Source organism: Variovorax glacialis, assembly GCF_051216375.1.
GTDB lineage: Bacteria > Pseudomonadota > Gammaproteobacteria > Burkholderiales > Burkholderiaceae_C > Variovorax.
Window position 1 is genome coordinate 715,594 of sequence record NZ_JBPJZT010000002.1, and the last position, 23,242, is coordinate 738,835.

Here is a 23,242-nt window from a genome sequence, read left to right on the forward strand (position 1 = left end):
GTGTGCGGATACGGATCAGTTGGCCTTCTTAACGACGGGAAAAAAGGAGACTTGACACCCTACGTTTCAAAGATCATTCGGAGCATCGAATTCATTGATTAATAAAATGGAAATCGTCGCTGCTCTCTGCTCCCACTTCAGCATCGCCAGCTTCCACAACGTTATCTTCTTCCCGTCGACCTCGCGCCACCTAGCTCAGATAACTCTAAATCATATTCTCAAAAACGCTTTTAGAGCAATCTTCTTCCCGCTGTTGGCAACGGCAATTCCCGCGTACGCCGCCAATTTTCTTTGCTTCAAGTCAAACGACATCCAGTTACAAATAAATATCAACGATGATTTTCAGTAGGCAAGGTCAGATACAGGGGAAATTGGACGGCGTCTATAAAAATAAAGAAAGAAAAGATCGTCACTTCGGGAAATGCCAAAACGCCAGCAGTCATCCGAAGTGAATGGACCGAATGGGCGGGCGACAAAATAAGCGGTAGATACCTCCTCACCACGCAAGGGGCCATAGTCGGAGATTTATTTTACATTAAGAATTCAGGACGCAAGTTTCATTTTTATGATGACCCAGAGGCCTATGCGGAAAAAAAATGCTCTTGGAGGTAGGATACCCGGAGCGCGTCCATTGACGCCACTGCGCGCAGCGCATTACGCACCTCGAGTCGCAAGTCAATCGAATTCGCTCCCAATGAAAAAGGGGGCTACTCCTAAGAGCACCCCCTCTTTGTTGCCGGCGGCCGGTCTTGTCAGGGGCTGGAACTGCTTCGACGACGACAGCCACCAGCGCTGCGATTCGGTGAACCTGAAAAGCTGGATACGCGATCCAGACCCGGCGAATGCCGACGAGTCGTGGATGACGGGCGAAGAAATCTGGAAGTATCTGCCCCTAAATGCCCGACTTATATCGAACTTCCCTCACGGCAACACCTCTGCCACAAAAATTATTCAGATTAATCATGCGAAGCAAATTCGTTAGTTTGACAGCTGGAATGACTGTCGCCCTAGTTGCGAACGCCTCAGGGTCAGCAAATGTCTCGCCGTTTGACTCTCCATCGCTTGGGATGTGCTTCGACAACGCAAACGCGTTCATCCGTTATGCCCTCGGAGAGTCGTCCTTGGGCGACCCAAATATTGTTAGCACTCAAAAAAACGGGTGGACCTGGGTAATAGATCAAACGCCGTCCAAGAACTACACCTGGTATTTGTTGGAAAAGATTGATAAAAAAAGCTGCGCGCGTGTATTTGTGCCCGCGGCAAGCGATGTCACATTCAAAGATGGGTCGTTATTAAACATAGAAGCGATCGTTGCCCCGAGCGCCGGATTTCCCATCAAACTCATCCACCTGAGAGCGCAATCCCGAACGACGCCATTTAAACCATTTCGATGCTACCTTCTCAAAAATGGCCCTTGTGCTTCCGACACGCGTCGCAGACAAATACATTGTGATCAAATATTCGATTGACAGTCAGTTGCCAGCCGATTGGAATGCCGGTCTTCCAAGTTCGCAAGAAGCTGCGCCGCGCGACCTGCAACTTTCCCAGCGAGTGGGAACAAGGCACCGTGGAAGCGCGCCACGAGTGGTTGCGTGATCCGGGCAACAGGTACGGCCTGGATGACGACCAGAACTGGCAATGCTTCGCGGACCACCCCAAGTCAACGACCTTTGCGGACTTGCCGCCCGACTACAACTACACGTCTTGTGACTCAGGCGGAATATATTGGGTTTCGAAATCCTTTTCAGCAGGCGTCAGCATCAATCGAATTTGTGATCAACCGCATTTACCAAAAAACGTTGGGCCAGCAAATCGACTCGTGAACGGCGGTGGAAACGGAGCGTCAACCGTATACGCATTTTATTCTAAAGCACTTAGCCGACGAAGCGAAAAAGACAGACACGACACTTTTGATCTCCATCCCCCGAAAAAACAATGTCCAAGCAAACCCTCAAGACGCGAGGTGACGCATGAAATCAACTTTGAACTTTTTGATTTTCATTTTTCTCATGCCCGGTCGTTTTGCTCGACGGACCACAATTCCCGAATGCGACAGGAACCTACGATTATTTGCCTGAAAATTTCTCTGCTCGGAGGGCTTGATGCACAAAATTGCTAGAATTTTTTTGAGCACCATTACCGTACTAACTTTTTCCGCATACTTAACAGTAAAAGCTGACATCGCCAAATTTCGATCCAAAACAGAATATCATCTAAATTTGGAGAACTGCCCAATCTCATTCGAGAGCAGGTCAGGCGGATACGCAACCACTCAAACACTAAATAAATCCTCGGGATATTACAGTCACGAAACGTTTGAGAAAAAGTTCGACCTTGGAATTTCGTTTCAATGCAAGCTCACATCCGCCAAGAAGCATTGTGCCAAAGATACTTTTGCATTTCCGCTGGGGTTGACGAGTAACGATGCAGAGAATCAAAAAGAACTGCAAGTAGTTTTCTACAACTCCATTCAAAAAAATCTATGGCCGAGCCATAGCGAGCACATCGACCGCAACGAAATTTCCTCGTGAACGTATTATGAGTTTCTGCCTCGGCGATGACAGACGTACTCTTGTTGGCAATGCCGTATTGGGAAATCAACATCGATCGTTTGCCTTACAGGTACTAAATATATTAGGAACGATCAAGTTTGATGAACAGACAACTCGCTAACGCACTCTGAAGAGACTATGTGGCTAGGTAGCCTCACGGAATTCGGAGGAACCAAGCTTTGGTATGCACCATGGCAGCGCCGAGCCTTTCTCCAGTTGACGAATCCGGAGAATTACATGGACCGTTCGTGTTATCGCGATTGCGTTACACCGAAAAACTTGCGTGCCGCGATAGCGAGTGCTTATCAGCGCATTGCTTCAACGCCTCCTGCATCGCGCGGTAACTCCGGTCCGCAGGTTATCAATTTTCCGGCTCTGATGGCGATGCTCTCACGCCCGCCCAATCATCTGAGGAATTAGGAAGCGAAAAGCAGATTTCTCGCGCAGTCACATTTGCCATCAACGGCGGGTATATCGATGAGGAGCGGCGCCTCACATATACCAGAAATGCGAAAAGGATCCTCCTTTGAATCTTAAGCCACTAATTACTTTTTGCTGCTTATATGCATTACTTGCCGCACATGCCGCAGAACTTCAAGCCGTGTCTATTAGCGAGGACGGAAATTTTGTCAGTCTGAAAACGAGCGACTCACAAACCTATCATTGCAAATTGAAAGGCGCCGTGTCAGGCAGTTCGGATTCAATGAGCAAAGTCGCTAGACTAAGCTTCGATCACTCAGCCGTAGTGATCGATAACTCGCATTATTTAGCCGTGGCGGAAATAAAAAAATGCGGTGCTCGACCATTGACGCTACTGCGCGCAGCGCCTAGCGCGGGACTTCTTGCGGACATAAATTTATCGGCTGGTATTTACGTGTCGCTAGATGTTGTCGCATTGAGCCCGCTGTCGTTTTTGGCCACTGTCTCGAAGATCTACAAAGATGAAAACTTGGTCAACCTACCTGGCGTCTATAAGATTAATGAGGATCTGTATCGCCTTCAGAAGTATGCATTTTCTTTTAACGAATCTGATCCTCCGGTAATCTCCCGAGACGGCAGATATGTTTCAGTAGGAGGTGCCCCCGATTGCTCAATCGACGCGTTCCCTGGCGTATGGAAAATCGACGAAGGTGCACGCGTGATTTTTAAGCGAGGGGGAACGGAAGAAATCAAGAAAAAATGCAATGCGCTCTTTCAGACTGGAGAAAATGTGCAACCTCGGAGATCGCCGGATGAAAAACATTCTTGCAAAGAGGTGCCGTTGAAGATTGTTCAGACACTTACTAATGGAACATGCATCGCGCCTCTTTAAAGCAGTTTCGAAATTTCTTTTTACGTTCAGATCTTTCCTTTTTTCTATTTTTGCCATTTTTATCGGATCGATTGCAATAGGAAAGGAACCTGAAGCTCCTGCTCCCTACGTCTTGGATGCTCCTGACGAAGGCGGATGCCGAAAAATGCGCCTTCCCGGCAAGAATGTGGAGGCAGAACTATGCATTGAGAACTCATCTTTGGAAGACGCAGCAGTTCAATCTGGATGTTTTACCAAAATGGGGGGAATTTTCTACTTAGCGGTCCCGGAATTCCGATTTTAGCAAACCGAAATGAAATCAATCGAACCAAATATCTCTACGGGGAAACCTTCTGCGCAATCGAAGACTTCGCGGCACTCATTTCGCCGGAGGAAGATGTTTCTTTGGAATTGCATCTAAAGACGAAATTGCCCTTACCTTTCGCTCTAAACCAGTAGAAATTGAAATTCAAAATCAATTGAAGCAAAAAATACTATCAGAAATGTTTTTTACCGCAGCGAGATTCAATTTGAAGAACAATTAGACTGCCATTTTTCATAAATCTCTTCCATCTGGCCGTAGGCAGCGCACTCTCCAAAGGTGTGAAGCTTGCTGTGCCGACACTGCTGCCTCTGCATGCGATTGCCGACTACGACGTTCTTCACCGTCAGGACGGCGGCGCCGAAACCGGCGCAAGCGACACCACGCACACGGCTGATCGACCCTCTGTTCGCGCCCACCGGCGATGGTCTCTACGGAAGCCCCAATGAAAAAGGGCTGCTCCTGAGAGCAGCCCCTTTGTTTGCCGGCAGGCCGGCCTTGACCGCTTGCCTACTTCTTGTCGCCCGGAACCTTGCCTTCCACGCCCTTGACGTAGAAGTTCACGCCGCTCAGGAACTTGTCGTCTGCCACGGCACCGGCTGCCACCAGTTCCTTGCCGTCCTGGTCGACGATCGGGCCCTTCCAGATCGAGAAGCTGCCGTCCTTCAGGCCCTTCTTGACTTCGTCGACCTTGGCCTTGGCCTCGGCGGGCACGTCTTCGGCGATCGACACCAGGTCGATCGCGCCTTCCTTCACGCCCCACCAGCTCTGCCCGGTCGTCCACTTGCCGTCCAGCGCGTCCTGCGTGGCCTTGATGTAGTACGGCGCCCAGTTGATGGTCGCCGAGGCGAGGTGGGCCTTCGGGCCGTAGGCGGTCATGTCCGAGTCCCAGCCGAAGGCGCGCTTGCCCTTTTCCTGCGCCGTCTTAAGCACGGCCGGCGAGTCGGTGTTCTGGAACAGCACGTCGGCGCCGCCATTGATCAGCGCGGTGGCGGCTTCGGTTTCCTTGGGCGGGCTGAACCATTCGTTGACCCACACCACCTTGGTCGTGACCTTCGGGTTGACCGACTGCGCGCCCAGCGTGAAGCTGTTGATGTTGCGCAGCACTTCGGGAATCGGCACCGAGCCGACCACGCCCAGCGTGTTGCTCTTGGTCATCGCGCCGGCAATGATGCCGGCCATGTAGGCGCCTTCGTAGGTGCGGCTGTCGTAGGTGCGCATGTTCTCGGCGGTCTTGTAGCCGGTGGCATGCTCGAACTTCACGTCCTTGTTGTCCGCCGCGACCTTGAGCATCGGCTCCATGTAGCCGAAGGTGGTGCCGAAGATCAGCTTGTTGCCCTGGCCAACCATGTCGCGGAACACGCGCTCGGCGTCGGCGCCTTCGGGCACGCTTTCGACGAAGGTGGTCTTGATCTTGTCGCCGAATTCCTTCTCGATGGCCTTGCGGCCGTTGTCGTGCGCGAAGGTCCAGCCGCCGTCGCCCACCGGGCCGACGTAGGCGAAGGCGATGTTCAGCGGCGCTGCCGGCGCAGGTGCCGCGGCAGCCGGCGCCGGGGCCGGCGCGGCGGGTGCGGGTGCCGGCGCTTCGTCCTTCTTGCCGCAGCCGATGAGGGCGGCCGAAGCCACCGCCGTCAGGGCGGCCAGCTTGAGCAGGGAACGCTTGTTCAGATCATTCATTGTTTGAAATCCTCAAAGGACAGGTTGGCGAAGAAACAAAACGAAACCAAACGCGATTATGAGCCGGGGTAGAACGGTTTTCCGATGGAAGCCGGCATGTTCACGCGGATGAAGGCCGGGTTGCGCGAGATCAGCGCCAGCACGATGATCGGCGCGATGTATTGCAGCATGCTCAGGAACTGGCTGGGCACGTTGACCCCGGTGCTCTGCAGGTGAAAGCCCAGCATCGAGACACCGCCGAACAGGTACGCGCCGAGCAGCACGCGAATCGGACGCCAGGTCGCGAAAGTGGTGAGCGCCAGCGCGATCCAGCCACGGCCGGCCACCATGCCTTCCACCCACAGCGGCGTGTAGACGGTCGACAGGTACGCCCCCGCCAGCCCGCACAGCGCCCCGCCCGTGACCACCGCCATGAAGCGGATGCGCCGCACCGGATAGCCCAGCGCGTGCGATGACTCCGGCGATTCGCCCACCGAGCGCAGCACCAGCCCGGCGCGCGTGCGGTAGAGGAACCAGATCAGCCCGAACGTGAGCAGCACCGCGAAATACACCATCGGGTGATGCCTGAACAGCGCCGGCCCCACGAGCGGGATGTCGCCGAGCACCGGCAGCGCGTACGACACGCTCTCCGGCAGCTTGGCCTGCACGAAGTTGATGCCCACGAAGGCCGAGAAGCCGACGCCGAAGAGGCTCAGCGCCAGCCCGGTCGCGTACTGGTTGGTGTTGAGCCAGATCACCAGCACGCCGAAGAAGGCCGACAGCAAAGCGCCGGCCGCCATGCCGGCCACGAAGCCGAGCCAGTGGTTGCGCGTGGTCACGACCGTCGCGAAACCGGCGATGGCCGCGCACAGCATGATGCCTTCGGCCCCGAGGTTCACGATGCCGGACTTCTCGTTGATCAGCAGGCCCAGCGCCGCGATGGCGAGCACCGTGCCGGCGCTGAGCGTCGATCCTAAGAGGAGTGCATAGGATTCCATCAAGCAGCTCCTTCTGTGGGACGGGCGACGGGTGCGGTAAGAGGCGTGCTGACTTGCAGCGAAGAGGTGCCCGGTGTGGCCGCGACGACTTTGGGCGCCGACTTGCGCCGGATGCGGTACGCAATCAGCGTGTCGCACGCCAGCAGCGTGAACAGCAGCAGCCCCTGGAACACGCCCGTCAGCGATTTCGGCAACCCGAGCCGTGACTGCGCCAACTCGCCGCCGATGTAGAACATGCTCATCAGGATCGCCGAGAAGACCATCCCTACCGGATGCAGCCGCCCGACGAAGGCCACGATGATCGCGGCAAAGCCGTAACCGGCCGGCACGTAGGGATTGAGCTGGCCGATCGGGCCCGCCACTTCAAGCGCACCGGCCAGACCCGCCGCGCCGCCCGAAGTCAGCAGCGCGATCCACACCGCGCGCCGCGCCGAGAAGCCGGCGTAGCGTGCCGCCGCCGGCGCAAGTCCGCCGACCTGCTGCGCGAAACCCGCACGCGTGCGGAAGAGAAATACCCACAGCGCCGCCGAACCGACCAGCGCGATCAGCAGCCCGATGCTTACGCGCGACCCCTTGAGCAGACGCGGAATCTGCGTCACCGCCTCGAAGGTCTTGGTCTGCGGAAAGTTGTAGCCGTGCGGGTCCTTCCATGGGCCGTAGACCATGTAGCCCAGCAGCAGCGTCGCGACGTACACCAGCATCAGGCTGACCAGGATCTCATTGGCATTGAACTTGTCGCGCAGGAACGCGACGATGCCGGCCCACACCATGCCGCCCAGGATGCCGGCGACCAGGATGGCCGCCACGATCCAGCCGCCGGTGGTCTTGTCGGCCAGCAAGGCGACACCGCCGGCCGCGATGGCGCCGAACACGAACTGGCCTTCGGCGCCGATGTTCCACACGTTGGCGCGGAAGCACACCGCCAGGCCGAGCGCGATGATCAGCAGCGGCGTCGCCTTGACCATCAGTTCGCCCAGTGCATAGCCGCTCTTGATCGGCTCCCAGAAGAAGACCGCGAGTCCCTTGACCGGGTCTTTCCCCAGCAGCGCGAAGAGCACCATGCCGATCACGACCGTGACCAGCAGCGCCAGGATCGGCGAGCCGTAGCTCCAGAAGCGCGACAGCTGCGGGCGGGGTTCGAGCTTAAGCATGGGCCACCTCCGGAGACGCCGTGGCGGCGTGATGCGACTTGTCCCACAGGCCGCTCATCCACTCGCCGATCTGCGGCACGGTGGCCGCGGCGCGATCGATCGAAGGCGAGAGCCTGCCCTTGGCGATCACGTAGAGACGGTCGCTGATCTCGAAGAGTTCGTCGAGCTCCTCGCTCACCACGAGCACGGCGCAACCCGCATCGCGCAGCGCGAGGATCTCGCCACGGATGAGCGCCGCAGCACCCACGTCCACGCCCCAGGTCGGCTGCGAGACGATGAAGATCTTCGGGTTCGCGTCGATCTCGCGGCCGACGATGAACTTCTGCAGGTTGCCGCCCGACAGCGAGCGCGCCGCCGCGTTGGGCCCACCCGCCTTGACGTTGAAGCGCTGGATGATGTCGCTCGCATGCTGCTGCAGCGCGCGGGTGCGGATCCAGCCGCCCTTGCCGACTGCGTTGCTGCGCGTGAGCAGCAGGTTGTGCGCCAGGCCGAGCGTCGGCACCGCGCCGCGGCCCAACCGCTCTTCCGGAACGAAATGCAGCCCCAGCGCCCGCCGCCTGCGCGGCCTGAAATGCGCGGCCGGCTGGCCGAACACCTGGATCATCGGCGCCTCGGCGCGGATGTCCTCGCCCGAGAGCGCGTAAAGCAATTCCTTCTGGCCGTTGCCCGACACGCCCGCGATGCCCACCACCTCGCCCGCGCGCACGTCGAGCGAGATGCCGTCGAGGTCGACGCCGAACTGGTCCTCGCGCGCCAGCGACAGGCCCTTGACCTGCAGCGCCACGGCACCCGCGTGAATCGGCCGGTGCGTCAGCGGCGGCGGCTCGGCGCCGATCATCAGGCGCGACAGCGACTCGTTCGATTCGTTCTGCGGATTGCACACCCCCGTCACCTTGCCGCCGCGCAGCACCGTGCACGCCGTGCACAGCTCGCGGATCTCGTGCAGCTTGTGGCTGATGTAGAGGATGCTACATCCCTCGGAGGCCAGCTTCTTGAGCACGACGAAGAGCTTCTGCACCGCCTGCGGCGTCAGCACCGAGGTCGGCTCGTCGAGGATCAGCAGCTTCGGGTCGGTCAGCAGCGCGCGGATGATCTCGACGCGCTGCATCTCGCCGACCGACAGCGTATGGACCGGCCGCGAGGGGTCGATGTCCAGCCCGTACTCGCCGGCCTTGGCCTGAACCCGGCGCGCCACTTCGGCCAAGGCCAGGCTCTTGTCGAGGCCGAGCCAGACGTTCTCGGCCACGGTCAGCGTATCGAAGAGGCTGAAGTGCTGGAACACCATGCTGATGCCCAGCGCCCGCGCCTCCTGCGGATTGCGAACATTGACCGCCTGGCCGTTGAACATCACGCTGCCCTCGTCCGGCTTGACCGAGCCGTAGATGATCTTCATCAGCGTGGACTTGCCGGCCCCGTTCTCGCCGAGGACGGCGTGGGTCTCACCGGGTTCGACCGTCAGCGAGACATCGCTGTTGGCGACGACCGCTGGATAACGCTTGGTGATGTGCGCGAGTTGTAACCTGTGGATTGTCATGGCTGTGCCTGCCGTTTCATGCGCGTATTACAACCCCGAATCAGGGCCGCTCACATCCAGAAACACCGCGGAACCGGCTTTGCCGGGCCGCCGGTGTTGCCCCCGGCGAGGGGGTAGGCGCAGCGACACGAAGTGCGCGAAGCCTGGGGGTGTACTCATGATCCTCCGCCGATGTAGATGAACTTGAAGAGGAACACGCCGCCGATCAGCCACACCATCCAGTGCACCTGCTTGGCCTGGCCGGTGAACAGCTTCAGCACCGCATAGGTGATGAAGCCGAACGCCAGGCCGTTGGCGATGGAATACGTGAAAGGCATCGTCAGCGCCGTCACGGCAGCCGGGATGACCTCGGTCGTTTCGTCCCAATCGAGTTCGGTCAATTCCCTAAGCATCAAACAGGCCACGAAGAACAGGGCGGGTGCGGTGGCATAGGCCGGCACCGCGCCGGCCAGGGGGGAAATGACCAGCGCCGCGAGGAACAGCACCGCCACCGTCAGCGCCGTGAGGCCCGTGCGTCCGCCGGCCTGCACGCCCGCCGCGCTCTCCACATAGGCGGTCGTGCTGGAGGTGCCCAGCAGCGAACCCGCGAAGATCGCACCGCTGTCGGCCAGCAGCGCCTTGTTGAGCCGGTCCATCTTGCCCGGCACCAGCAGGCCGGCGCGACGGGCCACGCCCATCAGCGTGCCGGTGGCATCGAACAGTTCGACCAGGAAGAAGACCAGGATCACGTTCAGGATGCCGCCCGACAGCGCGGCCTTGATGTCGAGCTGCAGGAAGGTCGGCGCGATCGACGGCGGTGCCGCGAAAATGCCGTGGAAGGTGTTGCCGCCGAAGAAGAAGGACAGCACCGTGACCCCGACGATGCCGATCAGGATCGCGCCAGGCACCTTGAGCCGGTCGAGCACCACGATCAGGAAGAAGCCCAGCGTCGCCAGCACGACCTGCGGCGTGTGCAGGTCGCCCAGCGTGACGTAGGTGGCCTTCGACGGCGCGACGATGCCCGCGCTCTTGAGCGCGATGATCGCGAGGAAGAGCCCGATGCCGACCGTGATCGCGATGCGGATCGAATGCGGTATGCCGCGGATGATCAGCTCCCGCAGCTTGAACACCGTGACCAGCAGGAACAGGCAACCCGAGACGAACACCGCCCCGAGCGCCGCCTGCCAGGTGAAGCCCATCTGCAGCACGACCACGTAGGCGAAGTAGGCGTTGAGTCCCATGCCCGGCGCCAGCGCGATCGGGTAGTTCGCGTAGAGGGCCATGATGCCCGTGCCCAGCGCGGCGATCAGGCAGGTGGCGACGAAGACCGCGTCCTTCGGCATGCCCGCGTCGCCGAGGATCGACGGGTTGACGAAGATGATGTAGGCCATCGTCAGGAAGGTGGTGAGGCCCGCCACCAGTTCGGTGCGGATGGTGGTGTTGTGCTCCCTGAGCTTGAACATCCGTTCTGCCCAGCCCGTCGAGGCCGTGGCTTGCGCTGGCGCGCCGTGCTCCTTGATGTCGAGCACTTGTTCTGTCCGGTTCATCGTCTTGTCTCCGAGTCTTTATGGATCGATGGCGTTGTCTGTCTTGGCTCGCGACGCCGGCGCGAGATCAATCTATTCGGGGCCGCCCTGCGCCGCCTGGGGCCGCAGCGAAGCCGCCACTGCCTTCGCCCGCTCGCGCAGCCAGCGCGCCGAGCTCGACGAATGGGTGCGTTCATGCCAGAGCTGGTAGTACATGAGGCGCGGCAGCGGCACCGGGCATTCGAGGATCGCGACCGGCAGCCGGTCGAGGAAGCGCTCGCAATACTGGCGGCCGGTGGTCAGCACCAGCAGGCTCGACGCCACCATGTCGGGGATGAGGCCGAAGTGCGCGCAGCGCGCCGTGATGTTCCGCTGGCGGCCCATCTCGTCGAGCATCTGGTCGATGATCCCGCGCGCGCCCGGATGGGTCGGCGTCGGCGCGATGTGCTCGGCCGCCAGCCAGCTCTCCAGGTCCCAGCCGCGGCGCACGGCCGGATGGTCCTTGTTGACCAGCGAGACGATCTCGTCGCCGAAGAGTCGCGCCATGTGCAGGTCTTCCGGCGGCTTCAGCCAGTTGCCGATGACCACGTCGACCTGCCCGAGCGAGAGATGCGCGTGGTAGTCGGAATCGGAAGTCAGCGGATGGATCTCGATGTGGCACAGCGGCGCCTGGCTCTTGATCTGCGCGACCAACTGCGGCAGGAAGATCGGGTCCATGTAGTCGCTCGCGGCGATGCGGAAGGTGGTCGCCGCCGTCTGCGGATCGAAGCCGCGCGCATCGCTGAACAGCACCTCGGCCGAGCGCAGGATGGCCGCCGCGGGTTCGATCATCCGCAGGCCCGCATCGGTCGGCACCATGCCGGAGCCGGAGCGCACCAGCAACGGGTCGCCCGACAGCTCGCGCAGCCGCTTGAGGGCTGCGGAAACGGCGGGCTGGTACATCCCCAATCGGATGGCGGCACGCGAGACGCTTCGGTCGGTCAACACGGTGTGAAGAACCCTGATGAGATGAAGATCGATCTTGTCTAGAAGCGCTTGGTCTCTCATAGCTGCCCACCGTGGTCTGAAATGTGCGGGCAGTTATACAGCGCTGCATTCACATGGAGGTGCCCTCAGGCGGCGTTCTGCACCGCGGTGATCGCGCGGAGAATCGACTCGCTCGTGGCCGGTGCGCGCAGCGGCGGATCGGACTTGTGGTCACCCACGGCCGACACCGCATCGCGGATCGCGAAGAACACCGAGAAGGGCAGCAACAGCGGTGGCTCGCCGACGGCCTTGCTGCGATGGATCGAGTCTTCGAAGTTCTGGCCCTCGAACAGCCGCACGTTGAACACCGGCGGGCAATCGTTGGCCGTCGGGATCTTGTAGGTGCTGGGCGCGTGCGTGGTCAGCAGCCCGGTCTTGGGATGCCACACGAGCTCTTCGGTCGTGAGCCAGCCCATGCCCTGGATGAAGGCGCCTTCGACCTGGCCGATGTCGACCGCCGGGTTCAGCGACTTGCCGGCGTCGTGCAGGATGTCCGCGCGCAGCAGCTTCCATTCGCCGGTGAGCGTGTCGACGATCACCTCGCTGACCGCCGCGCCGTACGCGTAGTAGAAGAACGGGCGGCCGAACATCTTGTCCTTGTCCCAGCTCAGGCCGGGGGTGGCGTAGAAGCCGTCGGACCACAGCTGCACGCGATCGAGATAGGCCTCACCCACGATGCTGCTGAAGGAGAGCGTGCGGCCGTTGACCTCGACCTTGTCGTTGGCAAAGCGCACCGCCGAGGCTTCGCCGCCATGGCGCGCCGCGGCGCAGGCCGCGAGGCGTTCGCGGATCTGGCGCGCCGCGTCTTGCGCGGCCTTGCCGTTCAGGTCGGCGCCGGTCGACGCGGCGGTGGCAGAGGTGTTGGCGACTTTCTGCGTGTCGGTCGCCGTGACCCTCACGCTCTCGAAGCTCACGCCCAGTTCGTGCGCGACCACCTGCGCCACCTTGGTGTTGAGGCCTTGGCCCATCTCGGTGCCGCCGTGGTTCACGAGGATCGAGCCGTCGGTGTAGACGTGGACCAGCGCGCCGGCCTGGTTGAAATGCTTGACGTTGAAGGAGATGCCGAACTTCAGCGGCGCCAGCGCGATGCCGCGCTTGAGCACCGGGCTTTTCGCGTTGAACGCGGCGATGTCTTCGCGGCGCGCGCGGTAGTCGCTGCTCGCTTCGAGGTCGGCCACCAGCTCGTGAATGATGTTGTCGCTCACGAGCTGGCCGTAGGGCGTGACGTTGTTCTCGCCCTTGCCGTAGAAGTTGACGCGCCGCACGTCCAGCGGATCGCGCCCGAGTTCGCGCGCCACGCTGTCGAGGATGTTCTCGATCGCGATCGCGCCCTGCGGGCCGCCGAAGCCGCGGAAGGCCGTATTGCTCTGCGTGTTGGTCTTGCCCGAGAAGCCGTGCATCGACACATCCGGCAGCCAGTAGGCGTTGTCGAAGTGGCACAGCGCCCGCGTCATCACCGGGCCTGACAGATCGGCCGAGTGGCCGGCGCGCGAGACCATCGTGATCTCGGCGCCGAGGATGCGCCCTTCGTCGTCGTAGCCGACTTCGTATTCGTACCAGAAGCAATGGCGCCGGCCGGTGATCATGAAGTCGTCGTCGCGATCCAGCCGCAGCTTGACGGGGCGCTTGAGCTTGTTGGCCGCCACCGATGCCACGCAGGCGAAGAGCGCGGACTGCGATTCCTTGCCGCCGAAGCCGCCGCCCATGCGACGGCATTCGACGTGCACCTCGTTCGCGTGCAGGTGCAGGGCGTGCGCCACCAGGTGCTGCATCTCGCTCGGATGCTGCGTCGAGCAGTACACGTGCATCGTGCCGCCCTCTTTCGGGATGGCGTAGCTGATCTGGCCTTCCAGGTAGAACTGCTCCTGGCCGCCGACGTCGAGCTCGGCCTTGAGCCGGTGCGGCGCCTTCGCGATCGCGGCCTGGGCGCCGCCCTCGTTCGTGGCGCGCACGAGGTGCATCGGCGGCACCACGTACTGTTCCTTTGCATGCGCCTCCTGCGGCGTGAGCACGGGCGGCGCGGCCTCGATGTCGAGGGCGCCCTTGGCGCGGGCGGCGGCGCGGCGCGCGGCATCGCGCGTTTCGGCAACGACCGCGAAGACCGGCTGGCCCAGGTAGCGGATCTCGCCGCTGCACAGGATCGGGTCGTCGTGAATGATCGATCCGCAATCGTTGCTGCCCGGAATGTCGGCCGCCGTGAGCACCGCCACCACGCCAGGCATGGCGCGAATGGCGTCGAGCTTCATGTCCTTCAGCACGCCATTGGCCACGGGCGACAGGCCCAGTGCGCAGTGCAGCGTGCCGGCGAGTTCGGGAATGTCGTCGATGTAGGTCGCTTCGCCGGCCACATGCAACTGCGCCGACTCGTGCGGCCGGCTGATGCCGACACGCGCGCCATCACCGTGCGCCTTGGCCTCGGCACGCTCGTCGATGCGCGCCGCGGCGTTGGTCAGGTAGTCGGCAAAGGCCTCGGCCGACTTGAACAGGCTGGGGTCTAGTGGCTTGTTCATGTCTATTGCTCCATTGCTGCATGAGGGTCAAGAAGGCCCGACCGCGAAATACCGCGGAACCGGCTTTGCCGGGCCGCAGGTGTTGCCCCCTGCAAGGGGGTGGGCGGCCACACGAAGTGGGCGAGCCTGGGGGTGTGCTCCATGTTCAGGCTCCTTCGACAGTCGTCTCGTGGGGCATCACGCTCCAGACGCTGGTAGCTTCCACCGGCAGCGGGTCGGTCGTGCGCGTCTCCAGCCACAGGCGCTGCAGCAGGTTCTGCGCCACCTGCAGGCGGTAGTCCGCGCTCGCACGCATGTCGGTCAGCGGCTTGAAGTCCTGTGCCAGCGCGAGCTTGGCGGCGTTCACGCTGGCCTGCGACCAGGGTTTGCCGACCAGCGCGGCCTCGGCCTGCGCGGCACGCTTCACCGTCGCGGCCATGCCGCCGAAGGCAAGGCGGATCTCCTTGACCACCTCGCCGTCCAGCGAAACCGCGAAGCCGGCGCACAGCGCCGAGATGTCGCAGTCGAAGCGCTTGCTGATCTTGTAGGAGCGGATCTGGCGCTTCAGCGCAGCCAGCGGGATCGACAGTCCCTGCACGAACTCGCCGGGCTCGAGGCGGTTCTTCATGTAGTCGACGTAGAAATCGGGAAGCGGCATGCGGCGAATCTTGTCGCCACGGCGCAATTCGATCTCGGCGTCCAGCGCCATCAGCACGGGCGGCGAGTCGCCGATCGGCGAGCCGTTGGCGACGTTGCCGCCCATGGTGCCGGCATTGCGGATCGGCGGCGACGCGAAACGCAGCCACACGTCCGTGAGGCTCGGCACGCGCCGGGTCAGCGCGCTGAAGGCGTTCTCGAGCGAGGCGCCGGCGCCGATGTAGAGCCCGTCGCCGCGCTCCTCGATCGTCTTCATCTCGGTCACGTCGCCCACGAAGATGATGTCGCCGAGGTCGCGGAACTGCTTGTTGACCCAGAGGCCGACGTCGGTCGAACCGGCCAGCAACTGCGCCGTCGGCTTGGCTTCGCGCAGCGCGGCGAGTTCGGCCAGCGTGGTCGGCGCATGGAAGTGGTCCAGCCGCTGCCCCAGGGGAGCGGCGTAGTCAAAGGTCTGGTCGTGCCGCAGGCTGGCCAGCGCATCCACCACGGGCTGCGTTTCGAGGCGGACGTCGGGCAGGTCGAACATGCGCTGGCCGGCGTCGAGGATCGGCCGGTAGCCGGTGCAGCGGCAGAGGTTGCCCGAGAGATCGTCGGCCAGCTGCTGGCGCGTGGGCCGGGTGCCGCCTGCCTGGTGGTGTTCGTAGGTGGACCACAGCGACATCACGAAGCCCGGCGTGCAGAAGCCGCATTGCGAGCCGTGACAGTCGACCATCGCCTGCTGCACCGGATGCAGCCGCTGCACCGGGTGCTTGTCGTGCTGCCGCGCGTCATGGCCGTGGCCGCACTGGGCCTTGAGATCCTCGACGGTGAACAGCGCCTTTCCGTGCAGCGTCGGCAGGAACTGGATGCAGGCATTGACCGTCGAGAGCCGCAGCCCGCCGACCGCACCCTTCTCGCCTTTGTCGGCCAGTTCGCCGATCACCACGGTGCATGCACCGCAATCGCCCTCGTTGCATCCCTCCTTGGTGCCGGTGCAGCGGGCGTCCTCGCGCAGCCAGTCGAGCACCGAACGGGTCGGATGCACGCCGCTGACGTCGACGATCCGGCCGCGGTGGAAGAAGCGGATGGGTTGGGTGCTCGGGGTCATGCTCATGCTCGTGGGGCAAATGCGTTATGGCGATCAAAAATCGGGCCAACTGGAAGTTAGTCCTTTAAGGGGGTGCGTGCATACGGGTGTGCCCATATCGGCTATGTGGTGGCCGGTATGCGACGCTGGGGAAAACCCTTGCGTCGCGGACAGCCTTGCAGGCCCGGCGCGCCATGAAAAAAGCCGCCTGACGGCGGCTTGTGCATGCTGGCGCAGTTCAGTCAGCCTCGGCCATTACGCGAACAGGTCCCTGATCACCTGCCTGAGCCACCGGTTCGCCGGATCCGCCTCGAAGCGTTTGCTCCAGTGCAGCGAGACGGTGAAATCCCGCAGCGGAAAGGCCGGCTCGACGATGGCGTAGCCGCCCTCTTCCGCGAACCCGCGCGCGATGTTGCGGGGCATCACCACGGCGAGGTCGGTCGCGCGCACGATGGCGGGCAGGACCATGAAGTGCTCGGTCGTCAACCGCACGCGGTCTTCGAGGTTCATCAACTGGAGGATGCGCAGCGTCTCCGCATGGGTGCGGACGGCGACGTACTCCAGCTTTTGGAGGGCTTCCAGCAGGGCCGGGCCCGCTCGACGCGAGCGGGCAAAGGGATGGCCCTTGCGCAGCAGCACGATGTAGCGGTCCTTGAGCAGCATGACGCGCTGCGTGTCCCCCACCTTGGGCAGGAAGCCGAAGGCGAAGTCGATCCGGCCGCCGTCGAGCGCCGGCGCAATCTCTGTAGGCTGCAGCGGCGACGTCTCCAGCCGCACGCCGGGCGCCAGTTCGCCCAGGCGCGCCATCAGGCCCGGAAGGAAGCGGCCTTCGCCGATGTCGCTCATGTGGATGCGGAAAGTCTTGCGCGACGCGGCAGGATCGAAGCGATCGGGCTCGCTGAGGGCCACTTCGAGGGTGCTCAATGCCGACTGCACCGCCACCGCCAGGCGCTCGGCACGCGGCGTCGGCGCCACGCCGCCCGGCGCGCGGGTGAAAAGCGCGTCCTGCAGCAGCAGGCGGAGCCGCCCCAGCCCGTGGCTGGCGGCCGGCTGCGTGAGCCCGAGCGCGTCGGCCGCCCGGCTCACGTTGCGGGCGCGGTACACGGCGTCGAACAGCCGGAGCAGGTTCAGGTCGATGGCATCAATATGCATGGTATTCATGTCGCTTAGCTTGATTATCTTATTGAAAGCGCGTCGCCGCACCCGCAAACTGCGAGCCGACCTACAACGAGAAGGAGACACGACATGGCAAAGATCCGTCCGTATGCGGCAATCGCCGCCCTGCTCTGTGCGGCGACGGCCGCCTGGGCCCAGCAACCACCGGCCGATGAGCCCGGTTGGGCGAAGGGCCGCCCCAAGACCGAAGCTGCCAACCGACTGGCACCGGTGCCGGCGTTTCCGATTCCGACCGCGGCCGATCAGTTGCCGACGAGCAAGCTCAAGGTCCCGCCCGGCTTCAAGGTCGAGACCTGGGCATCGGGCGTGCTCGACGCGCGCGAACTGCGGCAGGGGGCCAAGGGCAATGTGTTCGTGAGCACGTTGTTCGTGGGCAACAAGGTCTACGCGATTCCCGAGAAGGGCAAGCACGAGCCCAAGACCATCATCGACAAGACCGAGTTCGCCACCGGCATCGAGTACTACAAGGGCTCGCTCTACCTCGCCACCAACACGAAGATCTTGCGGTTCGACAACGTCGAGGACAAGCTGGACAACTTGGGCGCCCCGGTGGTTCTGAACGACAAGCTGCCCGGCGGCCAGGACCACAGCTGGCGCTACCTGCGCGTGCACAACGACAAGCTCTACTACGCGGTCGGCGCACCCTGCAACCTCTGCGACCCTGACGAAAGGCACGCGCGGATCTTCCGCATGAACCTCGACGGCAGCAACATCGAGACGATCGCGCAAGGCGTGCGCAACACGGTCGGCTTCGACTTCGATCCGAAGACCGGCGATCTCTGGTTCACCGACAACGGCCGCGACTGGTTCAGCGAGGACCTGCCCAACGATGAACTCAACCACGTCACGAAGGTCGGCCAGCATTTCGGCTACCCGTATTGCCACCAGGGCAACATCCTCGACGCCGAATTCGGCTGGGGCAAGAGCTGCGACGACTACGTCAAGCCCGCCGCGCTGCTCGGCCCGCATGCAGCCGGACTGGGCCTGACCTTCTACAACGGCAAGATGTTCCCGGCCAAGTACCAGGGCGCGATGTTCATTGCCCGGCACGGCCCATGGAACCGCACGAAGAAGTACGCCGACGTCGCAGTCGCCTGGCCTGACGGCAAGGGCGGCGCCCGGGTCGAGCCTTTCATGACCGGCTTCGTCGAGAACAACACCTACCTCGGCCGACCCGTCGACTTCCTCGTGCTCAAGGACGGCTCGATGCTGGTGAGCGACGACCACGCCGGCGCGATCTATCGCATCAGCTACGGCAAATGAGAGGACGCGCAGGACTGACGATCCCCGCAGCCGCTGCGCTCCTCTGGCTTGCGGCGCTGCCGGCCGGCGCCCAGGGTCAGCCCACGACCGAAAGCTACCAGCAGCGCTACGCATCGCTGTGCGCGGCCTGCCATGGAGCGAACGGACGCAGCGACATGCCCGGGACGCCGGCGCTTGCGGGCCAGCATTCTTTCTATGCCATCACGCAGCTCTTCCTGTTCCGTGAAGGCCGGCGCGGCAACGAAGCCATGACCGCGATCGCGAAGACGATGACCGACAAGGATCTGCGCGGCTTTTCCGACTACATCGGCACCTTGCCGCCGGTACCGGCCCCAACGCCGGCCACGCCGCCCGACGCGGCGCGCATGGCCCGCGGCCAGGCACTGGCGCAGGAACACCGCTGCGTGATGTGCCACGGCGCCGACCTGAGCGGCGGTCAGCAGGTGGCGCGTATCGGACAGCAACGCGAGGACTACCTGCAGATGACGCTGCGCGAGTTCAAGTCGGGCAAACGCCCGGGCTACACGCAGGCGATGGGCGAAGCGGTGAGCCGCATCCCCGTGGAGGACCTGGACACCCTCGCCTACTACGTGGCGCGCTTCCCCGACGCGCCCGCCAAGCCGCCCGCCAAATAGGCGCGGTTCGCAAGTGGTGGCGGCGCCCAGGAGCGACGCCGGTTCCGCGCACCCGGACCCAACGACAACAACAGGCCCACGGAGTCAAGAAGCTTGGAAGTCTCATTCAGCAAGGAAATCGAAGCACTGCGCCTTGGTGCGGGCGACACCTTTCATGGCGAAGGCATCCTCGCCATCACCAAGGGGCTGCTGCAATCGGGTGTGGCCTATGTCGGCGGCTACCAGGGCGCGCCGGTGTCGCACCTGCTCGACGTGATGGTGCAGGCCAAGCCCTACATGGACGAGTTGGGTGTGCACGTGGAGGCCTGCTCCAACGAGGCCTCGGCGGCGGCGATGCTCGGCGCGTCGATCCACTACCCCCTGCGCGGCGCAGTGACGTGGAAGTCGATCGTCGGCACCAACGTCGCGGCCGATGCGCTGTCCAACCTCTCGTCGCCGGGCGTCAAGGGCGGCGTGCTGATCGTGGTCGGCGAGGACTACGGCGAAGGCGCCTCCGTCATCCAGGAACGCACGCATGCCTACGCGCTCAAGTCCAGCATGTGCCTGCTCGATCCCCGGCCCGACCTGGGCGTGATGGTGAACATGGTGGAGCACGGCTTTCGGCTGTCCGAGTACTCGAACATGCCTTGCATGATGGAGTTGCGCATCCGCACCTGCCACGTGCGCGGCAGCTTCGAATGCAAGGCCAACCTGCCGCCGGCGGTTTCCACCCGCGCGCTGATGGCGGAGCCCGCCGGCTTCGACTACATGCGGCTCGCGCACCCGCCCGTGACCTTCCGCCACGAGAAACTCAAGGGCGAGGAGCGGCTGCCGGCCGCGCGCCGCTACATCGCCGAGCACCGTCTCAACGAGTTGATCCCAGGCACGCATGCCGACCTCGGCATCGTGGTGCAGGGCGGCCTCTACAACGCGCTCGTCCGCAGCCTCCAGCAGTTGGGTCTGGCGGATGCCTTCGGCGCGACCGACATCCCCTTGCTGGTGCTGAACGTCGCCTATCCGCTGGTGCCCGAGGAAGTCGCGGATTTCTGCGCGGGCAAGCGCGCCGTGCTGGTGGTCGAGGAAGGGCAGCCCGAGTACATCGAGCAGGAGATCGCCACCCTGCTGCGCCGCCGCGACATCCAGACGGCCCTGCACGGCTGCGACATGCTGCCGGCCGCAGGCGAATACGGCGTCGAGGTGCTGGCGACGGGCGTGAGCCAGTTCGCCGGACGCTACCTGCCCCAGCACATGCAGGATTCGGCGAGGGGATGGCTCACGGGCAACCGCGACCGCCGCGCCGCCGTGGCGACGAAGCTGGAGGCGCCGTTGCCGAATCGCCCGCCGAGCTTCTGCATCGGCTGCCCCGAGCGCCCGGTTTTCGCGGCACTCAAGCTCGCGCAGCAGGACAGCGGACCGGTGCACATCGCGGCCGACATCGGCTGTCACGCCTTCGGCACCTTCGAGCCCTTCTCGATGGGTCATTCGATCCTCGGCTACGGCATGAGCCTCGCCAGCCGCGCTGGCGTGTCGCCGATGATGCAGCGCAGGGCGCTGTCGATCATGGGCGACGGCGGCTTCTGGCACAACGGCCTGCTGACGGGCGTGCAGAGCGCGCTCTTCAACGGCGACGACGCGGTGCTGCTGATCTTCAAGAACGGCTACACCTCCGCCACCGGCACGCAGGACATCATCTCCACGCCCGACGACGAGGTGAAGGCCCACGCAGTCGACAAGCAGCAGAGCCTGGTCGACAAGAACCAGACCATCGAATCGACGCTGAAGGGCCTCGGCGTGCAATGGCGGCGCACCGTCCACACTTACGACGTCGACCGGATGCGCAAGACGCTCAACGACGCTTTCACGAGCGACTTCAATGGCCTGAAGGTCATCATCGCCGAGGGCGAATGCCAGCTCGAGCGCCAGCGCCGCATCAAGCCCTGGATTGCCAGCCTGCTGAAGAAAGGCGAACGCGTGGTGCGCGTGAAGTACGGCGTCGACGAGGACGTGTGCAACGGCGACCATGCCTGCATCCGCCTGTCGGGCTGCCCGACGCTCACGATCAAGGACAACCCGGACCCACTGAAGGTCGATCCGGTGGCGGTCGTGATCGACGGCTGCGTCGGCTGCGGACTCTGCGGCGCCAATGCGCATGCGGCGACGCTGTGCCCCAGTTTCTATCGCGCCGAGGTCGTGCAAAACCCCAAGTGGCATGAGCGCCTGATCCACAGCCTGCGCGGTGCCGTGGTGCGTGCGCTCCAACCCGCATGACGACGATGAACCGCACCCAACCCATCACCCTGCTGATCTGCGCCCTCGGCGGCGAAGGCGGCGGCGTGCTGACCGAGTGGCTGGTCGACGTCGCGCGCCACGCCGGCTACGCCGCGCAGAGCACCTCCATCCCGGGCGTCGCGCAGCGCACGGGTGCCACCACCTACTACGTCGAGGTGTTTCCGGTTCCATTGGCCGAACTTGGTGGACGAAAGCCCGTGTTCAGCCTGAGCCCCGTGCCGGGCGCGCTGGACGCCATCGTCTCCTCCGAGTTGCTGGAGACCACGCGGCAGATCGGCAACGGCATGAGTTCGCCCGAGCGGACTCTCGTCATCACGTCGTCCGGCCGCACGCTCACCACGGCCGAACGCATGCAGCCCGGGGATGGCCGTGCCGACGCGCAGCGGCTGCTCGACGTGGTCAAGGCCTTCAGCCGGGAGCATCACGTGTTCGACATGGGCGGCGCGGCACGAGAAGCCGGCACGGTCGTCAGTGCCGTGATGCTCGGCGCCGTTGCGGGCAGCGGGCTGTTTCCGTTTCCGCGCGAGGCGTACGAACGCGTGGTACGCGGCGGGGACACCAGCGCGCCCGACAAGGTCGGCAAGGCGGCGCAAGCGAGCCTGCGGGGCTTCGCCAAGGCCTTCGACACGGTCGACACGCCCCGGCGGCAAGCCGCACTGGTCACGGGCCTGCTGACGACCGATGCAAACGACACGCCGCCTCGGCAAGCCTTGCCGCCAGCGGTCGCCTGCCTGTTTCCGCCACCGGTGCATGACATGCTCGCGCTCGGCCATGCGCGCGTGCTCGATTACCAGGATGCGGACTACGCCATGCTGTACGTGGAGCGTCTGCAGCAGGTGCTCGCCGCGGAACGCACCGTCGACCCTGCCGGCGCCGAAGCATTCGCGATCACCCGCGAGATGGCCCGCTGGCTCGCCTTGTGGATGGCCTTCGACGACATCGTGCGCGTGGCCGAACTCAAGAGCCGGGCCAGTCGGGCGCGGCGCGTGCGCGACGAGGTGAAAGCCGGAGACGACGACATCGTCAAGGTGTACGACCACTTCAAGCCGGGCGCCCCCGAGTTCGCCGCCCTGCTGCCGGCCCCGCTCGCCCATCGCGTGACCGCCTGGGACCGCCGTCGCAAGACGCCATGGGCGTTGCCGCTCAAGGTGGGCAGTCATTCGGTGCTGGGCATGGCATCGCTGCGCCTGCTGGCCTCGCTGCGGTGGTTGCGCAAGCGCGGGGATCGCTTTGCCGAGGAACAGGCGCTGATCGGACGATGGCTCGATGCCGTGGTCGGCGGGACGCGCACCGACTGGCGGCTGGGCCACGAGATCGCGCTGTGCGGCCGCCTGATCAAGGGCTATGGCAGCACCAACGAGCGTGGCAAGCACAACCTGCTGCACGTGATCGACCACCTCGCCATCGCGCCCTTGCCCGACGCCTCACCCTCGGCGCGTGCGTCGGCGATCGCCGCCGCGCGCGAAGCCGCGCTGGCGGACGAGGCCGGTACCGCGCTCGATGCCGCGCTGGTGCGCCACGGTGCGCCGCCGCGTCCCGTGAAGGCGCAGCCGATCCGCTGGATGAAGCGCCCGCCCCAGTCCACGACACCGGCACGCTGACTCAAGGTAAACGCCGATTTACGGCGCCGACGACTCTTATGAAAAATAATCG

18 protein-coding genes are annotated in these 23,242 nt (G+C 63.3%); 9 read left to right on the plus strand and 9 right to left on the minus strand.

Features of this window, described 5'->3' with window-relative positions:
- Positions 1-106 precede the first annotated feature (106 nt).
- From ACSFBL_RS07820 to ACSFBL_RS07840, 5 genes are all read left to right on the plus strand, one after another.
- Positions 107-349: a hypothetical protein gene (locus ACSFBL_RS07820; protein WP_435515167.1), complete on the plus strand. Its 243-nt coding sequence runs from the start codon at positions 107-109 to the stop codon at positions 347-349.
- 345 nt (positions 350-694) lie between these two features.
- A complete protein-coding gene (locus ACSFBL_RS07825) occupies positions 695-982 on the plus strand; it encodes a hypothetical protein (protein ID WP_435515168.1) in 288 nt (95 codons plus the stop codon).
- Positions 983-1,492: 510 nt separating this feature from the next.
- Positions 1,493-2,119: a hypothetical protein gene (locus tag ACSFBL_RS07830; protein ID WP_435515169.1), complete on the plus strand. Its 627-nt coding sequence runs from the start codon at positions 1,493-1,495 to the stop codon at positions 2,117-2,119.
- A gap of 7 nt (positions 2,120-2,126) precedes the next feature.
- On the plus strand, positions 2,127-2,531 hold the full coding sequence (locus ACSFBL_RS07835; protein WP_435515170.1) for a hypothetical protein: 405 nt from the start codon (positions 2,127-2,129) through the stop codon (positions 2,529-2,531).
- A gap of 547 nt (positions 2,532-3,078) precedes the next feature.
- On the plus strand, positions 3,079-3,864 hold the full coding sequence (locus ACSFBL_RS07840; protein ID WP_435515171.1) for a hypothetical protein: 786 nt from the start codon (positions 3,079-3,081) through the stop codon (positions 3,862-3,864).
- An 811-nt stretch (positions 3,865-4,675) separates the two neighbouring features.
- Here ACSFBL_RS07840 and ACSFBL_RS07845 read toward each other — a convergent pair.
- From ACSFBL_RS07845 to ACSFBL_RS07885, 9 genes are all read right to left on the minus strand, one after another.
- Positions 4,676-5,842, minus strand: coding sequence for a BMP family ABC transporter substrate-binding protein (locus tag ACSFBL_RS07845; RefSeq protein ID WP_435515172.1), 1,167 nt, complete (start codon positions 5,840-5,842; stop codon positions 4,676-4,678).
- Positions 5,843-5,898: 56 nt separating this feature from the next.
- Positions 5,899-6,819: an ABC transporter permease gene (locus ACSFBL_RS07850; RefSeq protein ID WP_435515173.1), complete on the minus strand. Its 921-nt coding sequence runs from the start codon at positions 6,817-6,819 to the stop codon at positions 5,899-5,901.
- Positions 6,819-7,970 carry an ABC transporter permease gene (locus tag ACSFBL_RS07855; protein ID WP_435515174.1) on the minus strand — a complete coding sequence of 384 codons (1,152 nt, stop codon included), beginning with the start codon at positions 7,968-7,970 and terminating at the stop codon, positions 6,819-6,821. Before ACSFBL_RS07855 ends, ACSFBL_RS07850 begins: the two co-directional genes overlap by 1 nt.
- Positions 7,963-9,504 carry an ABC transporter ATP-binding protein gene (locus ACSFBL_RS07860; RefSeq protein WP_435515175.1) on the minus strand — a complete coding sequence of 514 codons (1,542 nt, stop codon included), beginning with the start codon at positions 9,502-9,504 and terminating at the stop codon, positions 7,963-7,965. Before ACSFBL_RS07860 ends, ACSFBL_RS07855 begins: the two co-directional genes overlap by 8 nt.
- Before the next feature lie 155 nt (positions 9,505-9,659).
- Positions 9,660-10,946 (minus strand): NCS2 family permease, encoded by a 1,287-nt coding sequence (locus ACSFBL_RS07865; protein ID WP_435515341.1) that lies wholly within the window; start codon positions 10,944-10,946, stop codon positions 9,660-9,662.
- 156 nt (positions 10,947-11,102) lie between these two features.
- A complete protein-coding gene (locus ACSFBL_RS07870) occupies positions 11,103-12,056 on the minus strand; it encodes a LysR family transcriptional regulator (RefSeq protein WP_435515176.1) in 954 nt (317 codons plus the stop codon).
- A gap of 65 nt (positions 12,057-12,121) precedes the next feature.
- Positions 12,122-14,545, minus strand: coding sequence for a xanthine dehydrogenase molybdopterin binding subunit (gene xdhB, locus ACSFBL_RS07875; RefSeq protein ID WP_435515177.1), 2,424 nt, complete (start codon positions 14,543-14,545; stop codon positions 12,122-12,124).
- 145 nt (positions 14,546-14,690) lie between these two features.
- The gene (gene xdhA / locus ACSFBL_RS07880) at positions 14,691-16,274 is read right to left on the minus strand and encodes a xanthine dehydrogenase small subunit (protein ID WP_435515178.1); all 1,584 of its coding nucleotides are present in this window, start codon (positions 16,272-16,274) and stop codon (positions 14,691-14,693) included.
- A 228-nt stretch (positions 16,275-16,502) separates the two neighbouring features.
- The gene (locus ACSFBL_RS07885) at positions 16,503-17,408 is read right to left on the minus strand and encodes a LysR family transcriptional regulator (protein WP_435515179.1); all 906 of its coding nucleotides are present in this window, start codon (positions 17,406-17,408) and stop codon (positions 16,503-16,505) included.
- Positions 17,409-17,492: 84 nt separating this feature from the next.
- On the opposite strand from ACSFBL_RS07885, the gene ACSFBL_RS07890 reads away from it, so the two are divergent.
- The 4 genes from ACSFBL_RS07890 to ACSFBL_RS07905 all read left to right on the plus strand — a co-directional run bounded on the left by ACSFBL_RS07890 (position 17,493) and on the right by ACSFBL_RS07905 (position 23,190).
- Entirely contained in the window at positions 17,493-18,686 is a 1,194-nt protein-coding gene (locus tag ACSFBL_RS07890; RefSeq protein ID WP_435515180.1) for a PQQ-dependent sugar dehydrogenase, read from the plus strand.
- Positions 18,683-19,321: a c-type cytochrome gene (locus ACSFBL_RS07895; protein ID WP_435515181.1), complete on the plus strand. Its 639-nt coding sequence runs from the start codon at positions 18,683-18,685 to the stop codon at positions 19,319-19,321. The genes ACSFBL_RS07890 and ACSFBL_RS07895 overlap by 4 nt, the downstream gene beginning before the upstream one ends.
- Before the next feature lie 93 nt (positions 19,322-19,414).
- On the plus strand, positions 19,415-21,568 hold the full coding sequence (locus ACSFBL_RS07900) for a thiamine pyrophosphate-dependent enzyme (RefSeq protein ID WP_435515182.1): 2,154 nt from the start codon (positions 19,415-19,417) through the stop codon (positions 21,566-21,568).
- Between the two features lie 5 nt (positions 21,569-21,573).
- Positions 21,574-23,190, plus strand: coding sequence for an indolepyruvate oxidoreductase subunit beta family protein (locus tag ACSFBL_RS07905; RefSeq protein WP_435515183.1), 1,617 nt, complete (start codon positions 21,574-21,576; stop codon positions 23,188-23,190).
- Positions 23,191-23,242: the final 52 nt, after the last annotated feature.

Bases quoted from the DNA above. Each gene is read 5' to 3' on its own strand.
- ACSFBL_RS07820 (WP_435515167.1), top strand. From the start codon at position 107: ATGGAAATCGTCGCTGCTCTCTGCTCCCACTTCAGCATCGCCAGCTTC.
- ACSFBL_RS07825 (WP_435515168.1), top strand. From the start codon at position 695: ATGAAAAAGGGGGCTACTCCTAAGAGCACCCCCTCTTTGTTGCCGGCG.
- ACSFBL_RS07830 (WP_435515169.1), top strand. From the start codon at position 1,493: ATGCCGGTCTTCCAAGTTCGCAAGAAGCTGCGCCGCGCGACCTGCAAC.
- ACSFBL_RS07845 (WP_435515172.1), bottom strand. From the start codon at position 5,842: ATGAATGATCTGAACAAGCGTTCCCTGCTCAAGCTGGCCGCCCTGACG.
- ACSFBL_RS07850 (WP_435515173.1), bottom strand. From the start codon at position 6,819: ATGGAATCCTATGCACTCCTCTTAGGATCGACGCTCAGCGCCGGCACG.
- ACSFBL_RS07855 (WP_435515174.1), bottom strand. From the start codon at position 7,970: ATGCTTAAGCTCGAACCCCGCCCGCAGCTGTCGCGCTTCTGGAGCTAC.
- ACSFBL_RS07860 (WP_435515175.1), bottom strand. From the start codon at position 9,504: ATGACAATCCACAGGTTACAACTCGCGCACATCACCAAGCGTTATCCA.
- ACSFBL_RS07865 (WP_435515341.1), bottom strand. From the start codon at position 10,946: ATGTTCAAGCTCAGGGAGCACAACACCACCATCCGCACCGAACTGGTG.
- ACSFBL_RS07870 (WP_435515176.1), bottom strand. From the start codon at position 12,056: ATGAGAGACCAAGCGCTTCTAGACAAGATCGATCTTCATCTCATCAGG.
- xdhB (WP_435515177.1), bottom strand. From the start codon at position 14,545: ATGAACAAGCCACTAGACCCCAGCCTGTTCAAGTCGGCCGAGGCCTTT.
- xdhA (WP_435515178.1), bottom strand. From the start codon at position 16,274: ATGAGCATGACCCCGAGCACCCAACCCATCCGCTTCTTCCACCGCGGC.
- ACSFBL_RS07885 (WP_435515179.1), bottom strand. From the start codon at position 17,408: ATGAATACCATGCATATTGATGCCATCGACCTGAACCTGCTCCGGCTG.
- ACSFBL_RS07890 (WP_435515180.1), top strand. From the start codon at position 17,493: ATGGCAAAGATCCGTCCGTATGCGGCAATCGCCGCCCTGCTCTGTGCG.
- ACSFBL_RS07895 (WP_435515181.1), top strand. From the start codon at position 18,683: ATGAGAGGACGCGCAGGACTGACGATCCCCGCAGCCGCTGCGCTCCTC.
- ACSFBL_RS07905 (WP_435515183.1), top strand. From the start codon at position 21,574: ATGAACCGCACCCAACCCATCACCCTGCTGATCTGCGCCCTCGGCGGC.